This window comes from Mycobacterium sp. GA-1841 (assembly GCF_001954135.1).
In the GTDB taxonomy this organism is placed as follows: Bacteria; Actinomycetota; Actinomycetes; order Mycobacteriales; family Mycobacteriaceae; genus Mycobacterium.
Map to the genome: position 1 here is coordinate 175191 of NZ_MBEQ01000009.1, position 15312 is coordinate 190502.

At 65.3% G+C, this 15312-nt stretch carries 12 protein-coding genes; 4 read left to right on the forward strand and 8 right to left on the reverse strand.

Annotated features, from left to right (window positions below):
- Entirely contained in the window at positions 1 to 552 is a 552-nt protein-coding gene (locus A5740_RS02040) for a TetR family transcriptional regulator (protein ID WP_217696674.1), read from the reverse strand.
- A 220-nt stretch (positions 553 to 772) separates the two neighbouring features.
- Here A5740_RS02040 and A5740_RS02045 point away from each other — a divergent pair, with 220 nt between their 5' ends.
- The gene (locus tag A5740_RS02045; RefSeq protein ID WP_217696675.1) at positions 773 to 2494 is read left to right on the forward strand and encodes a CocE/NonD family hydrolase; all 1722 of its coding nucleotides are present in this window, start codon (positions 773 to 775) and stop codon (positions 2492 to 2494) included.
- A 3-nt stretch (positions 2495 to 2497) separates the two neighbouring features.
- On the opposite strand, the gene A5740_RS02050 is transcribed toward A5740_RS02045, so the two are convergent.
- From A5740_RS02050 to A5740_RS02060, 3 genes are read right to left on the reverse strand one after another with little or no spacing between them, the layout of a single operon-like run.
- Positions 2498 to 3730, reverse strand: a complete 1233-nt coding sequence (locus A5740_RS02050) for an amidohydrolase family protein (protein WP_076191047.1) — start codon at positions 3728 to 3730, stop codon at positions 2498 to 2500.
- Between the two features lie 34 nt (positions 3731 to 3764).
- A complete protein-coding gene (locus A5740_RS02055; protein WP_076191048.1) occupies positions 3765 to 4913 on the reverse strand; it encodes a thiolase family protein in 1149 nt (382 codons plus the stop codon).
- Complete coding sequence (locus A5740_RS02060; protein WP_076191050.1) at positions 4910 to 5347, reverse strand: Zn-ribbon domain-containing OB-fold protein; 438 nt, start codon at positions 5345 to 5347, stop codon at positions 4910 to 4912. The genes A5740_RS02055 and A5740_RS02060 overlap by 4 nt, the downstream gene beginning before the upstream one ends.
- A 95-nt stretch (positions 5348 to 5442) precedes the next feature.
- Here A5740_RS02060 and A5740_RS02065 point away from each other — a divergent pair, with 95 nt between their 5' ends.
- Together A5740_RS02065 and A5740_RS02070 are read left to right on the forward strand one after the other, a co-directional pair.
- Positions 5443 to 7626, forward strand: coding sequence for a molybdopterin-dependent oxidoreductase (locus A5740_RS02065; protein ID WP_076191052.1), 2184 nt, complete (start codon positions 5443 to 5445; stop codon positions 7624 to 7626).
- A 31-nt stretch (positions 7627 to 7657) separates the two neighbouring features.
- Positions 7658 to 9193 carry an aldehyde dehydrogenase family protein gene (locus tag A5740_RS02070; protein WP_076191053.1) on the forward strand — a complete coding sequence of 512 codons (1536 nt, stop codon included), beginning with the start codon at positions 7658 to 7660 and terminating at the stop codon, positions 9191 to 9193.
- Positions 9194 to 9213: 20 nt separating this feature from the next.
- Here A5740_RS02070 and A5740_RS02075 read toward each other — a convergent pair whose 3' ends face one another.
- From A5740_RS02075 to A5740_RS02085, 3 genes are all read right to left on the reverse strand, one after another.
- Positions 9214 to 9897: a TetR family transcriptional regulator gene (locus A5740_RS02075; protein WP_076191055.1), complete on the reverse strand. Its 684-nt coding sequence runs from the start codon at positions 9895 to 9897 to the stop codon at positions 9214 to 9216.
- 10 nt (positions 9898 to 9907) lie between these two features.
- Positions 9908 to 11140: a cytochrome P450 gene (locus tag A5740_RS02080; RefSeq protein WP_076191056.1), complete on the reverse strand. Its 1233-nt coding sequence runs from the start codon at positions 11138 to 11140 to the stop codon at positions 9908 to 9910.
- 90 nt (positions 11141 to 11230) lie between these two features.
- Complete coding sequence (locus A5740_RS02085) at positions 11231 to 12016, reverse strand: SDR family oxidoreductase (protein WP_076191057.1); 786 nt, start codon at positions 12014 to 12016, stop codon at positions 11231 to 11233.
- Positions 12017 to 12174: 158 nt separating this feature from the next.
- On the opposite strand from A5740_RS02085, the gene A5740_RS02090 reads away from it, so the two are divergent.
- The gene (locus tag A5740_RS02090) at positions 12175 to 13662 is read left to right on the forward strand and encodes an aldehyde dehydrogenase family protein (RefSeq protein ID WP_076191058.1); all 1488 of its coding nucleotides are present in this window, start codon (positions 12175 to 12177) and stop codon (positions 13660 to 13662) included.
- On the opposite strand, the gene A5740_RS02095 is transcribed toward A5740_RS02090, so the two are convergent.
- On the reverse strand, positions 13646 to 15292 hold the full coding sequence (locus tag A5740_RS02095) for an acyl-CoA synthetase (RefSeq protein WP_076191059.1): 1647 nt from the start codon (positions 15290 to 15292) through the stop codon (positions 13646 to 13648). The genes A5740_RS02090 and A5740_RS02095 overlap by 17 nt on opposite strands.
- Between the last annotated feature and the right edge of the window lie 20 nt (positions 15293 to 15312).

The window sequence follows — 15312 nt, forward strand, 5'->3', positions numbered from 1 at the left end:
TCAGCTCCTTCGGTCGTTGTGGACGCCTGCTGGTGCCAAGACGCTCTGGATTGCCGGTGCGACGAGCGCAATCAGCGTCTCGACGTCGGCCTCGACGAGGGCGGGAACACCGACGATGCGACGCCCCACCACGAGCCCTACGAGCATCGACGATGCAAGTCCGGCACGGAGCACCGCGTCGGCGTCGATCGGGTGCGGCCCGACGGCAACGAGCAGTCGTGCCTGGATGAACTCGCGCAACTGGATGTTCGCCTGCTCGTTGACGACGGCGCCGCGAAGCATCGCCATCAGTGGTTGAGAGTCCTGCGCGGCACCTTCCCACACGTTGAGAAAGGCGCGGACCACGCGCTCGCCCAGGTGCGCGTCAGGCCCGTCGAATGCGTGGGTCAATTGCGCCAAAGTGTCTGGAGAAACGGACATCACGGCGGCAAACAGCTCATCTTTGGACCGGAAAAATTGCATCACCAGCGCGGCGTCGACCCCGGCGTCGGCCGCCACCTGCCTGATGGTGGTCGCGGCGTAGCCGTCGGCGGCAAAGCGGGCCCGCGCCACCTCGAGGATGGTTTGTCGGCTCGTGCTGACGCCCGGTCGGCGTCCGCGCCGTCGTTCCCGCGCTGCTTCAGCTTTTGCGGCCATGCTCCGAACGTACGCCTGCTTCGGGTCATATATCAACCGATGTTGATTTAAAGAGTTGTGAGGCCTACGCTCGCCAGTGTCAAAAGGAGTAGCGCTCTGAAAGGGGGTCGCCATGGGCCGGCAAGAGAATCTCTTCATGCCATCGCGCGCGTTGGAGCCCGGCGACAGATACGGAGTGCTCAGTGAATTCGAACCGGGCACACGTACGCTCCCAGCGGGATTTCGCCTCAGACCTGCGTTCAAGGCGTTACCGGTCGACATCGTGCTGGACAAGGACGTCGCCGTCACCATGCGCGACGGGGTGACGACCTATGTCGACATCTTGCGGCCGGCCGGAACTGAGAAGGTACCGGTGATCGTGGCGTGGAGCCCGTACGGTAAGGGCGAGGGGAGCGCCCCGGCGGCCATGGGAGTGTTCGAGCTGGTCGGCCTCGACAACGGAATCGTCTCGGGTCTGCACAAGTTCGAGGGGCCCGATCCGGCCTACTGGTGCGCCCACGGCTATGCGATCTGCAACCCCGATGTTCGCGGTGTCTCAGATTCGCAGGGGGACAGCGTTCTATGGGATCGACAAGAGGGCGAAGACTGTTACGACCTGATCGAATGGCTGGCTACGCAGGATTGGTGTACCGGCAAGGTGGCGATGAGTGGGACCTCCTATCTTGCTGTGGCGCAATGGTTCGCCGCCGCGGAGCGGCCTCCGCATCTCGCGGCGATCAATCCGTGGGAAGGCATCAGTGATGTCTACCGCGACCTTGTGATGCGCGGAGGCATGCCCGACACCGGGTTCGCAGGGCAGCTCCGAGACAACAGCTTCTGGGGAAACGGGCGCAAGGAGGACATTCTTGCCGAAGCCGAACGCTATCCGCTGATGAACGATTTGTGGCTGAGAAAGATACCGCGGGTCGACCGGATCAACGTCCCGGCGTACGTCGTCGCCAGCTATTCGAACTCACTGCACACGGTCGGGACGTTCCGTGCCTGGCGGGCACTGGGTTCCGAGAAGAAATGGCTCCGCATTCACAACACGCAGGAGTGGCCCGACTACTACGACCAGACGAACCGGGAGGATCTTCGCCGATTTTTCGATCGCTTCCTCAAGGACGACGACAACGGGTGGGAGAAGACTCCACACGTCCGGTATGCGGTGCTCGACCTGGAGGGAGGCGGCCACGTAAACCTGCCTGCGGACCGGTTTCCGCCGCGTGACGTCAGCTACAGGAAGTATTTCCTCGATGCGCGCACCCGCGCTTTGCTTACGGAGGCTCCCGTCGCGGAGGCAACGGCAGAGTACGACGCGGAAGGTGCACCGGGCATGGTGTCGTTCATCGTCCGCTTTGAACAGGAGATCACGATGGTCGGCTATCCCAAGGCGCGGCTGTGGGTCGAGGGGAAAGGTGCCGACGACATGGACCTGTTCGTGTTTGTCCAGAAGCTGAATGCCCAAGGGGCGGTCCTGCAGGAATTCACCGTGCCCAATCAGTCGGCGACGATCCACGACCTCACCGAGAACGGAGCCTCAATCCTGCGGTACAAGGGTTCCGCCGGCCGACTGCGGGTGTCGATGCGGCATTTGGACGACACGATATCGACCGACGAGATCCCGGTGCACAGCTTCGACCGGGTCCAGAAGCTGAGCGCTGGTGAGGTCGCTGAGATCGAGGTCGATCTGTCCCCGATCGGCTTGGTGTTCTATCCAGGCGAACAGTTGCGGTTGGTGGTCAGTTCCAAGGATCTGTTCGGTCCATGGATGCCGGGACTGCGGGAATACGTCCCGCAGAACCGTGGCCACCACGTCGTTCACACTGGAGGAACCCGGGCCTCGTATCTGCAGCTGCCCGTCAAGATCGACCACTGACTGTCACACCTCGGCGAGAGATGGTGGTTTCGCCGCGTCCGGATCGGGATTGGCGATCGGCAGGCCCATGAACCGCCGGGCGTTGTCGCCCATGAAGTCGTAGGTGCGGCGGTTGTCCATGCCCTCGGCGTACTTCCAGAACCCCTTCGGTTCGGCCAGGCCTTCAGGGTGCGGGTAGTCCGAGCCGAACAGCACCTTGTCCCAACCGACCGTCTCCACCACATCGGACACACAGCCTTCCCAAAAAGGGCTGACCCAGACGTTGCGCCGGAAGACCTCATGCGGATGCTCGGGAAAGTTCTGCGGCATCTTCTTGTACAGGTCGGCGAAATCATGGAACAGCGGGAAGATCCAGCTGCTGCCGTTCTCCACGCTGGCGATGCGCAGTTTGGGGAACCGGGTGAGGGTGCCGTGGCAGATCAGGGCGGTCAGCATGTCGGCGATCTCGCGGTGGCCCAGCACCATCCAGCGGAATGCGCTCTGCGCCATGAAATTCTGGGTGTAGGGCGGCTCCCACTTGTTGACGTAATCGTCGAGTGGGGGATAGCTCGCGTGCAGGACGATGGGGAGGCCGGCAGCCTCGACGTCACGCCAGAACGGGTCGAACTCGGGCAGCGCGGGGGAGCGCCAGCCGTGCAGGCCGTTGACCGGTCCCGGTTTGATCAACGCGACCTTGGCGCCTTTGGAAAGGATCCATTCCAGTTCCCGTTGCGCCGCATCCACTTCCGACAGATTGATGATCGGCGTGGAGAACACGCGGTGGGCGTAGGTGAAGCCCCAGTGCTCCAGGATCCACTCGTTGAGCGCGTGGACGATCGCCAGCGTCAGCTGCGGATCGTCGGCGCTGGAATGCTCGACGAGGCTGCCCAGGGTGGGATAGTTCAGGGCCTCGACCACACCCTGGCGGTCGAGTTCTTTGATGCGATCTTCGGGATTACGGGTAGCCGCCGGCGCGTCGATCGCCTTGCCCTGCATCTCCCGTAGCGTCAGGCCTTCGGTGTTCTCCCCGGCGAAGAACTTCTCGTGGGCGCCGGGCGCGGCGACCCGCTCGAAGGTCGGGTTGGGGATGAAGTCGGTGACGCGGTTGTTGATCACCACCCGGGTCTGGCGGCCGATCTGGGCGTACTGCACTGCGCGCGAGTACTTTTCCGGGAGGAACTTCGTGAGCGCCTCGCCGGTTTCGTACATGTGCTGGTCAGCATCGAAGATCGGTGCGTCCCTGAACTGCTCAGTCATGGCAGTGGTTCCTTTTCTCCCGCTCGCGCCAACGTCAGAGGGTCAACACGGTGGCGCCGGCTGTGCCGGGGGCCCCGTAGAGCTGGGCGAAGCCGACGCGGGGGTTGCCGGGCACCTGCCGGTCGCCGGCCTCGCCGCGCAACTGGCGCACCAGCTCGTGAATCTGGCGCAGGCCCGAGGCACCGATCGGCTCACCATTGGCGATCAGGCCGCCGTCGGTGTTGATGGGCAGGGACCCGCCGATTTCGGTGGCACCGTCGGCCAGCAGCTTCTCCTGATCACCGTCGGCGCAGAATCCGCACTCGGCCATGTGGATGATCTCCGCGCCGGCGTCAGTGTCCTGCAGTTGGACGACGTCGACGTCTTCGGGTGCCACCCCGGCCTTCTCGAATGCGGCACGGGCGGCATACACCGTGGGTGCCACGTCCTCCTCGACGGGCGCGCAGGTGGTGTTGACCTCGTAGGCGCCGTACCTACGGGTCCGCACCTCGACGGCCTTGAGGTACACGGGCTTGTCGGTGTAGCGGTGGGCGATGTCGGCCCGGCACATCACTACGGCGGCCGCGCCTTCGTCCGGGGCGCAGAACATGTACTGGGTCAGCGGATAGTTCAACATCGTCGAGTTGAGGATGTCGTCCTCGCTGATCGGCTTGCGCCGGAACGCATTCGGGTTCAGCGCGCCGTTGCGGAAATTCTTGTTCGCCACCTTGGCCAGGGTGCGCTGCGAGATGTTGTGCTCGTGCAGGTACCGGTTGGCCTTCATGCCGAAGAACTGGGTGGTCAGGTACTGGCCGTTCTCGGCGTACCAGCTGGGCATGCCGACCAGCGCCGGGTCTTCGGTGAACGCCCCGCGAGGGTGCTTGTCCAGACCGACGGCGATGCCGATGTCATAGTCGCCGAGCCGGATGCCGTCGGCGCAGGCTTTGGTGGCGCTGGCCGCCGTCGCGCAGGCGTTGAACACGTTGGTGAACGGAATACCGGTCAGCCCGACCATTCCGACGATCGCATCGGGATTGGCCACCGTCCAGCTACCGCCCGCGGCGGCACCGATGTCCTTCCATTCCACCCCGGCGTCGGCCACTGCGGCGAAGATCGCCTCGACACCCATCTGCATCGCGGTCTTACCCTCGAACCGGCCGAACGGGTGGATGCCGACGCCGATGATGGCTACGTCATTGGTCACTGGTCGGAACCTTTCGGGGCGAAGGCGAATGTGACGATCTCGGCGGGGTTGGCCGGGTCCGTGTCGTCAACCGCAAACGGGATCATGGTGAGTTCGACGTCCATGCCGAACCGCAGTTTGGCCGGGTCGTTTTCGGTGAGCCGACCTTCGACGCGGATCACGTCACCCAGCTGGACCAGGCCGACGCCGAACGGGACGAAGTCTTTTCCTCCTGGTCCCTTGTACGGAGGCCCGGGTGGGAAGCCCTGGGTGGTCCAGGCGATGAGGGTGCCTTCGGCCGGCAGGTGAAGCTCCTCGGTGTTGTCGCTGGAGCACTTCGGGCAACGGGCCTGAACCGGGAAGGTGGTGGCGCTGCAGTCGGCGCACCGGCTGCCGATCAGCCGGGGTGCGGCGTCGGGCCACGTCGAAATCTCGGGGGCCAGCGCTTTCTGCATTGTGAGCTCCTCATATCAATGAACTATGCACACCAACTGTAATTCTTACAGTAGCGTATCTGTAGTCGCGTTCCAGCCCCCATTTCGAGGTGTCCATGTCACCACACGCCGTCGAGCACAAGCCGACGTTCTGCCGAATCTGTGAGCCGCTCTGCGGCATGATCGCGACCGTCGAAGACGGTCACCTGACCGCGCTTCGCCCAGACAAGGACCATCCGCTGTCGGCAGGCTTCGCCTGCCAGAAAGGCATCGCCTTCACCGAGGTGGTCAACGATCCGGATCGGGTCACCACCCCGCTGAGACGGACCGACGACGGTTTCGAACCGGTGAGCTGGGATACGGCACTCGACGACATCGCTGACCGGCTCACCGCGATCTACCGCACACACGGATCCGCCGCGGTCGGGTGGTACATGGGCAACCCGGCAGCGTTCAGTTACTCCCATCTGTTCGGCGCGATGGCGTTCGCCAAGGGCATCGGAGGCAGCAGCCACTTCTTCAGTTCATCGACCCAGGACACCAGCAGCCGGCTGCTGGCGAACCAATTCCTCTACGGTGCACCGTTCCCGGTGCCCATCCCGGATCTGATGCGTACCGATCTACTGGTCATGCTGGGTGCGAATCCGGTGGTCTCCCATGGCAGTTTCCTGACCGCGCCGAGGATCAAAGACCGCATGCACGACATCGTCAAGCGGGGCGGACGCGTGGTGGTGGTCGATCCGCGGCGCAGTGAAACCGCGGCCCAGTTCGAATGGCTCGGCATCATTCCCGATGCCGATGCCTACCTGCTCCTGTCGATCCTGCAGGTCCTGTTCGCCGAAGGGCTGGTCAGTGCACGAGCCCGCAGTCAGGCAGACGGCTTGGACTGGCTGGACAGACAATGCGCGCCGTTCACCCCGGAGGACACCCGCCAACACACCGGCATCGACCCGCAGACGGTTCGCGCCTTGGCCCGCGATCTCGCCACCACCGAGCGGGCCGCGGTCTACGGCCGGCTCGGCACCTGTGTCGGGCGGAACGGCACCTTGACCACCTACCTGCTCGATGCCGTGAATCTCGTCGCGGGCAACCTGGACACCCCCGGCGGCAGCGTGTTCAGCACGTTGGGAATTCCCGGTCAGAAGTGGGGATCGATGGCCATGGGTGCCTCGTTGCGACGCAGCTACCGAACCGCACGCACCCGTGTCGGTGGGTTCCCGTTGGTCATCGGCGCCGAACCCGCCGCCTTCATGGCCAAGGAGATCACCACGCCCGGTCAGGGTCAGGTCAAGGCGATGTTCATCGGTGCCGGCAACCCGGTGCTGTCGGTGCCCAACGGCCAAGAGTTGGAAGAAGCGCTGGAGACGACGGAACTCTCGGTCGGCCTGGACCTCTACGTGAACGAGACCACCGCGCACTGCGACTACGTCCTGCCCGTGACGACGATGTACGAGCGTGACGATTTCGCCGTCACGTTCCAGATGTTCCAGGCCACTCCGTTCCGTCAGGCCACCGACGCGGTGGTGGCGCCGCGCGGGCAGGCCCGTACCGAATGGGACATCGTCGTCGATCTGATCAGCAGAATGAATGTGGGCACACCGGTTTTCGCCGCGATTCGGCTGGCGGCCAAGCGGGCTGCGCGGCGCGGCAAACGGCTCAGTCCGCGGCCGATGATCGACGCGATGATCCGGATGGCCGACGGCGGTGATCGCTTCGGCCTGCGCCGGGGTGGCCTGACGTTCCGTCGCCTGGCCGAGCAGCATCCGCATGGCGTGGTGGTGGCACCGAACCTGCGCACCGGCGTGCTCGGTGAGGTGGTGGTGTATCCGAAGGGACGCGTTCGCCTTGCGCACGACGACATCGCTGCCGAGATCGCCGCGATGTCGCGTCGTGTAGCGCCTGAAGGCTTTCCGCTGCGGATGATCGGCATGCGGGAGCCGCGCTCGGAGAATTCCTGGTTGCACAACTCGCCGTTGCTCATGCGGGGCAAGAGGATTCATCGCGCGCTCATGCACGCCGATGATGCAGCCGCGCGGCAGCTGGTCGATGGTGACGAGGTGCGGGTGCGGTCACCCTACGGGCAGATCGAGCTGGGTTTGTCGCTGACCGACGACATCATGCGGGGCACCATCGCGATTCCGCATGGGTGGGGGCACAACGGCAAAGGCGGTTGGCGGCTGGCCAACCAGGCCGGCGGCGCCAACGTCAACCAGTTGATGTCGAGCGATCCCGCCGATGTCGAGGCGCTGGCCGGCATGTCCTGGCTGACCGGTGTACCGGTGCAGGTGGAGAGTTGCTGACCACCGTACTGTAAGTGTTACAGTTGTCGCCGTGAGCGAAGTCGTGGACCAGGCGATCACCAGTGTGGACATCGGCCGACGCGCGGCCGGCCGCGCCGAGAAACGCATGTTGATCGACGGTGACCTGGTGGCCGCGGCGTCTGGTGCCGAGTTCGACAACCTCAGTCCGGCCACCGGGCTGGTGCTCGGGCCGACGGCTGCTGCGGGTACGCACGACATGGATGCCGCGATCGGGGCGGCCCGCCGTGCTTTCGACGACTCTGATTGGAGCACCAACCGCGGGCTCCGTCAGCGGGTACTCGGTCAGTTGCAGGCCGCGATCGAAGCCGAAAAAGACCACCTGCGTGAGGAATTGATCGCCGAGGTCGGCTGCCCGGTGATGACGACGGAGAATGCCCAACTCGACTGGCCGCTGGCCGACGCGCTGCGCTACCCGGCCCGGCTGATCGACGAGTTCGAATGGGAGCGCACGCTCGACGGCGGGGGCCTGTTCGGCGAGCGCAATGCCCGCACCGTGGTCAAGGAAGCGGTCGGTGTGGTCGCGGCGATCACGCCGTCGAACTTCCCGATCGAGGTGATCCTCAACAAGCTCGGCCCGGCGCTGGCGGCCGGCAATACGGTGGTGCTCAAACCGGATCCGCACACCCCCTGGAACGCCACCCGGCTGGGCCGGCTGATCGCCGAGCACACCGACATGCCGCCCGGTGTGGTGAATGTGGTGCCCACCCCCGACAACGAGGTGGCTGGGCAGTTGGGGACTGACCCGCGCGTCGACATGGTGTCCTTCACCGGATCGACGGCCGTCGGCAGGCACCTGATGCGCGTCGGCGCCGACACGATGAAACGCACCTTCCTGGAGCTCGGCGGCAAGTCGGCGATGATCGTGCTCGACGACGCCAAGCCCGGCCACATCATCCCCGGCGCGATCGGGGCCTGTGTGCACGCGGGCCAGGCCTGCGCGGCCAACACCAGGATGTTGGTGCACCGCAGCCTGTTCGACGAGGCGGTCGCCAACGTGACGATGGCTTTCGGTGCGGTCCCGGTGGGTGATCCGGCATTGCCGACGACGCTGGTCGGTCCGTTGATCAGCGCGGCGCAGAAACAACGTGTGCTCGATGCCCTTGATGGTGCGCGCCGAGACGGCGCTGAGATCGCGGTGGGCGGCGGTGAGCCGGCCGGGTTGGCCGAGCACCTGCGTGGTGGGCACTTTGTCGCACCGACCGTGATCGTCGGGGCCGATCCGAGCTCGTCGATCGCCCAGGACGAGGTGTTCGGTCCGGTGCTGGTGATGCTGCCGTTCGATGACGACGACGAGGCGGTCCGGATCGCCAACGACAGTGCCTTCGGTCTGGCCGGTGCGGTGGTCTCGGCGTCATCCGAGCGGGCGATGGGTATCGCCCGGCGGATTAGGACCGGCGCAATTGGTGTTAATGGCGGCATGTACTACGGCGCCGACGCCCCATTCGGCGGATACAAGAACAGCGGCGTCGGAAGGCAGTGCGGCATCGAAGGATTCGCACAGTACACCGAGACCAAGACGATCGGGTGGCGCCTGCCCCGGCAGTGAGATTTCCTCGCGGAAAGGAGCTAGGTGGCGAAGGCGGCGGCGCGGTCGAGGATGCTGTCGAGAATGTGGTCGAAGTTGAGGTTGTCGGCCATGCCGATACGGTAGCCCCGCCCGGGGATCGAGGCGATCAGTGGCATCGTGTCGGGATCGATCACCTGTTCCCAGTACTCGCGGGGAAACTGCACTTCGGCTGATCGGCTCTGCAGCCGTTGCAGCACCGCCGAGCTACGCACCAGCACCGCGATGGCCGTGTAAGTGTCGAATGCCTGCTTGGCGGTGAGCCCGGCCGCCACGAGTGCAGCCACCGGTTGCTCGATCTTCTCCAACGCGGTGCGCGCGGCCGGGATGCCCCGGGTCCCGCGGATCAGCAGAAGATCGCACACGATCGGATTGCTCTTGAACATGTCGCGCATGCGATGGGCATGGGCGCGCAAGCATTCTCGCCAGGTACCGGCCTCGATGAACAACACACTCAGGTCGTAGTCGAGCAGCACCCGTTCGGTCATCGCGTCGAGGAGATCGTCCTTGCGGCGGAAATACCAGTAGATGCTGGTCACGCCGACGTCCAGATGACGGGCCAGCTGCGGCATGCTGAGATTGTCGATGGACACCTCGTCGGCCACTTCAAAAGCTCCGCGCAGGATTTCGTCGACACTGATCGATCCACGTTCGCGGCGTCGTCGCTCGCCCGTAGCCCTCACCATCGCGGCAACCTCAACGGGCCGGCTCGAATGTGACGGGGATGGCGGTCGGGGAGCGGAACGGCTGACCGAAGATGTGTGGATCGTCGTCGGTGACGAGTTGGAGGTTGTGCACCCGCGAAAGCAGGCTCTCCATCGCGACGCGGGTCTCCATCCGGGCCAGGTGCAGGCCCATGCAGGTGTGCTCGCCAGCGGCAAAGGTGATGTGCGGCACCCGTTTACGGAAGATGTCGAACTCTTCGGGCCGCTCCCATCGGGTCTCGTCGCGATTGGCCGACCCGATGCACACGTCGATCACCGCGCCGGCCGGCAACGCCAGCCCGTCGAGTTCGGTGTCCTGGGTGGTCGAGCGTTGCACCGTGGTCAGCGGGGTCTCGTAACGCAGCCCCTCCTCGATGGCCTGGCCGATCAGCTCATGGTCGGACTGCACTGCGGTGAACTGGTCGGGGTGGGTGAGCAGCAGATAGAGCAGGTTGCCCGAGGACCGGTAGGTGGTCTCCAGGCCGGCCGGCAGAAGCAACCGCAAAAACGAGTAGATGGCCTCGTCGGTCAGCTTCTCCCCGTCTATCTCGGCGGTGACCAGATCGCCGATGATGTCGTCGGTGGGCTTGGACCGGCGCAGGTCGATCTGGGTCAGGAAATAGTCTTTCAACGCCGCGGAGGCTTCGAAAGCGCGCTTGTACTTGACCGTGTAGCTGATCAGCTCCACGGCACGCTGGCGGAACCACGGCAGATCTTCCTCGGGGAGTCCCAGCAGCTTGGAGATGACGCGGGTAGGGAACTCGAAGGTGAAGTCGCGCACCAGATCCGCGGAGCCGGTGTCGATGAACTCATCGACGAGCGCCTCGCAGATAGGTCGGACGATCTCGGGCTCCCAGCGCTGCAGCGAGCGTGACTTGAACGCGGCAGACACCAGATTGCGATGATCCCGATGGGTCTTGCCCTCCATGGCCAAAATGGTCGGGCCGATGAACAATCCGATGGTGCTGTCATAGATCTTCGAGTTGAACGACTTGCCGTCGCGGAACACCGTGTTGACCGCGTCGTAGGACACCGCTGCGTATTGGTGTTCTGGCAGTAGGGATTCCGGGGTTTTCGACCAATCCATCACCGACCCGCGGAACACGCCGTGCTTGGCCCGGTGCCGCGCGAAGAACGGGTACGGGTCGCGAAGGAGGGTGGCGGTGTCCACTGTGAGCTCATCGACGGTTTCGTCGGATGCGAAGTCCTGTACCTGGCTATCCACGGCTCACCCCACCACTCGCAACGGCACGCTCACACAGATGCATATTACGGTAAAGATTACAGTAATGAAATCCGTCGAGTCCTGCACAGGTCAGAGCGGGATCGGGGCCCCATTGCTCATTGCGGCGATGAAACCACCGTCGACCTGGATGTCCTGCCCGTTGATCCAGCGCGCCTCGGCAGAGGTCAGGAACGCGATCAGGGGAACGACATCGTCGACGGTGGCATGCCGGCCGACCGTCGCGCGCACCAGGTCGAGCACGTCCTTGCCCATCGTCTGCTCGAAGTCGGTCAGGATCGGCGTTTCGACCGGACCCGGGCTGACGGTGTTGACCCGCACCCCGTACTTCGTCCAGGCCGGCCCGGACACGCGTTTGGCGAAAAGGATCGCGGCCTGCTTGGAGGTGGTGTACACCGGGAAATCCGGGTCCTGTCCGGTCTGCCATTGTGCGACCGCGTCCCCGTCGGTCAGTGCGAGCAGCCCGTCGAGGATGTCGATCCGTTGCTGCCAGCCCAGGGCCGCGGTGGACGCGACCGTGACGATCGATCCGCCCTCGCGCAGCAGCGGCAGCATGCCCTCGCTCATCAGTCTCATGCCGAGGTAATTGACTTTGAGGACGTCGGCGGCCGGCGCGGTGCCGGGCACTCCCGCGACATGCGCCAGCACGTCCCAGCCGTCGCCGATCTCGCTCAGCAGTCTGGCGATGTCGGCGGCGTCGCGCAGGTCGCAGACGGCGTGCTCGGATGCCGGGGCTTCACCCGGACGCAGGTCGACTGCGAGGACATGGTCACCGCGGTCATGGAAGTGCGTCGCGGTGGCCGCTCCGATGCCGGAACCGGCTCCGACGACGACGATTCTGCGGGCGGTTTCCGACATGCACCAGGCCTCTCACTGAATGAACGACAGTAAGGATGACTGTAAACAATTCGAGCCGGTCGGACAATCGGCTCGGACCTGCTCGCAAGGTGCTACCGTTGGCGTTACCGGAGGGGCCTTCGGAATGCGGACACGTGCCTGGCGAAGGGGCGAAATCGATGAGTGCGATCGACGAGCGTGCGGCGGTGCAGCCGCAGCGCGACGGGCTGGATGAACTGCTGGCTGCCCAGCGCCGTTCCTTCATCGCCGACGGCCCGCCCGATGTCGCGTTGCGTCGCAACCGCATCGACCGCCTGCTCGCGATGGTGCTGGACAACTCGGAGGACTTCGTGGCGGCCACCGCGGCCGACTATGGGTCACGGTCGCGGTCGGCGGCATTCTTCGCCGAGATCCTGGGCATGTTGTCGGTCATCGAACACACCAGGGCCCATGTGCCCCAATGGATGCGCGCCACGAGGCTGATGCGTGCCGCCCGCTTCGCCGGATTGCGTGCCGAGGTGTTGCCGAGCCCACTCGGGGTGATCGGGGTGATCGGCCCGTGGAACTTCCCGATCCAGCTGACGGTGTTGCCCGCGGCGGCGGCGTTCGCCGCGGGTAACCGGGTGATGATCAAGATGTCGGAGGTCACCGGGCGCACCGCGGAGTTGATGGCCGCGACCGCGCCACGGTATTTCGATGCGTCCGAACTGCAGGTGGTGACCGGCGGTCCCGAGGTGGCCGCCGAGTTCGCCGGCCTGCCGTTCGATCATCTGTTCTTCACCGGCTCTCCGTCGATCGGTGCGTTGGTGGCGCGGGCGGCATCGGATCACCTGGTTCCGGTGACGCTGGAACTGGGCGGGAAGAACCCGGTTGTCGTGGCACCCGGCGCCGACATCGAACGGGCCGCAAGCCGAATTGCCCAGGGGCGCATGGTCAACGGCGGACAGGTGTGCGTATGCCCAGACTATGTGTTTGTGCCCGACGCGCAGGTGGACCAGTTCGTCGCGGTGGCGCGCAAGACCCTGGCTTCGATGTTCCCCAGCATCGTCGGCAATCCCGACTACTGCTCCTCGGTAAACCAGGTCAACTTCGACCGGGTGGTGGACCTGATCGCCGACGCCCGTGCTCACGGTGCCCGGATCGACTCCGTCATCCCGACGGGGGAGGTCCTGCCGGATGCGGCGTCGCGCAAGATCGCCCCCACCATCGTGCGGGACGTGGACGACCGGATGAAGATCGCGACCGAAGAGGTGTTCGGGCCGGTGCTCGCGGTGCGCGGGTACTCCCACCTCGACGAAGCTGTCGGTCACATCAACGCCAACCCGTCACCGTTGGTGGCGTATTGGTTCGGTCCCGACGACGCCGACTTCCGGCACTTCGTCAGCCGCACCCGCAGCGGCGGAGTGGCGCGCAATGACTTTGCCGCACACATGATCCCGGCGAGCGCACCGTTCGGCGGGGTCGGCCGCAGCGGCACCGGGGCCTACCACGGCAAGGCCGGCTTCGACGCGTTCAGCCACTACCGCACGGTGGTCGGCAGCGACCTGCCGTTCAGCATCACCGGCCGGGCGGCGTGGCCGTTCACCGGCTCGATGCGGATCAGCGCCGACCTCAGCCTGCGGCGAGCCCGCAACCGGACTGCCGCACGGCTCAAGAAGTTTCGCTGACCGCCTGCTCGCGGGCCCAGCGGTAGTCAGCTTTGCCGGCCGGGCTGCGTTCGATCTGCGGCCGGAACACCACGGCCTTGGGCAACTTGTAGCGGGCGATCGAGGATTCGGCGTGCCGGATCAGCTCGTCGGCGTCAGCGGCCGCCCCGTCGACGAGGGACACGATCGCCACGACTTCCTGCCCCCAGCGTTCACTGGGACGGCTGGCCACCACCACGTCGCCGACCGCGGGGTGGGAGGCGATCGCCGACTCGACCTCTTCGGCGAAGATCTTCTCGCCACCGGAGTTGATGGTGACGGAGTCCCGGCCCAGCAGTTCGATCGCTCCGGTGTCGAGGTGGCGGGCCCGGTCGCCGGGTGTCGCGTAACGCACGCCGTCGATCACCGGGAAGGTCGCGGCAGTCTTGGCGGCGTCGCCCTTGTAGCCCAGCGGTACGTAGCCGCGTTGGGCCAGCCAACCCAACCCGTCATGACCTGGAGCCAGCACCGCGGTGAAATCCTCGGTGACCACGCAGGTATCGGGCCCGGCGTTGAATGTTCCGGTAGAGACGGCGCCCGGCGCCGACATGTGGCTCATCTGCGCGCCGGTCTCGGACGAGCCGACCCCGTCGACGACCATCAGATTGGGCTTCGAATCGATCAGTTGTTGCTTGACGTAAGGCGTGAGTTGGGCGCCACCGTTGGCGACGACCGCGAGTGAGGAGACGTCGGCGATGCTGTTGCCGATGGCGGCGACAAGAGGTCGCGCCATCGCGTCACCGACCACCGTCGCGACCAGGACCTGTTCGCGCTCGATCGTGCGGACCACGTCTTCGGCGTCGAATCGGTCGACCACACTGGGGAATACGAGAGTCTGGCCCGTCGTGATGGCCGTCATGGCGGCCCATTGGGCCGCGCCGTGGATCAGCGGCGGCAGGATCATCAGCTTGGTCCCGGGATTCTCGCTCGCCCGGGTGGTGATCTCCTCGACCGACTCTGCCTTGGCGCCGGTCATCATGTTGCGGCCGCCGAACGCGGTCATGAAGATGTCGTGCTGACGCCACAACACGCCCTTCGGCATTCCGGTGGTGCCGCCGGTGTACAGCACGTAGAGATCATCGGCACTGGGTTCGACGGGCAGTGCGGCCAGTGTCGAGGTATCGGCCACGATGGACTCGTAATCCACCGCGCCGTCGAGCAGTTCGTTGCCGGAATCGTCGGCGATCTGGATCAACACGCGAAGCTGCGGCAGTTCGGGCAGGATCTCGGCGACCCGCGGGGCGAAGGTCGCGTGGTAGACCAGTGCGCTCGCCCCGGAATCGCCCAGCAGGTACTGCAGTTCGTTCTTCACGTAGCGATAGTTCACGTTGAACGGGGCCACCCTGGCCCGGAAGGCGCCGAGCATGGACTCCACGTATTCCGGCCCGTTGAGGGCGTAGATGCCCAGCAGATCCTGCCCTACTTCGTGCCCGGCCAAGTCATCTCGCTCGGTCTGGACGCCCAACCCGCGTGAATGCAGGTATGCCGCCAGGCGATTCGACCGATCCAGCACCTGACGGTAGGTGAGCCGACGCTCGCCCTGGACGATCAGCGGACGGTCGCCGATGGCGGTGGCAACGGCTTCGGCGACGGCCGGGACGGTGAACTGCACGGGTTTTCTCCTCTGGGGCG

What these genes read in the sequence shown, in the direction of transcription:
- A5740_RS02065 (WP_076191052.1), top strand. Translation starts at nt 5,443, where the DNA reads ATGTCACCACACGCCGTCGAGCACAAGCCGACGTTCTGCCGAATCTGT.
- A5740_RS02090 (WP_076191058.1), top strand. Translation starts at nt 12,175, where the DNA reads ATGAGTGCGATCGACGAGCGTGCGGCGGTGCAGCCGCAGCGCGACGGG.
- A5740_RS02085 (WP_076191057.1), bottom strand. Translation starts at nt 12,016, where the DNA reads ATGTCGGAAACCGCCCGCAGAATCGTCGTCGTCGGAGCCGGTTCCGGC.
- A5740_RS02050 (WP_076191047.1), bottom strand. Translation starts at nt 3,730, where the DNA reads ATGACTGAGCAGTTCAGGGACGCACCGATCTTCGATGCTGACCAGCAC.
- A5740_RS02060 (WP_076191050.1), bottom strand. Translation starts at nt 5,347, where the DNA reads ATGCAGAAAGCGCTGGCCCCCGAGATTTCGACGTGGCCCGACGCCGCA.
- A5740_RS02075 (WP_076191055.1), bottom strand. Translation starts at nt 9,897, where the DNA reads ATGGTGAGGGCTACGGGCGAGCGACGACGCCGCGAACGTGGATCGATC.
- A5740_RS02045 (WP_217696675.1), top strand. Translation starts at nt 773, where the DNA reads ATGCCATCGCGCGCGTTGGAGCCCGGCGACAGATACGGAGTGCTCAGT.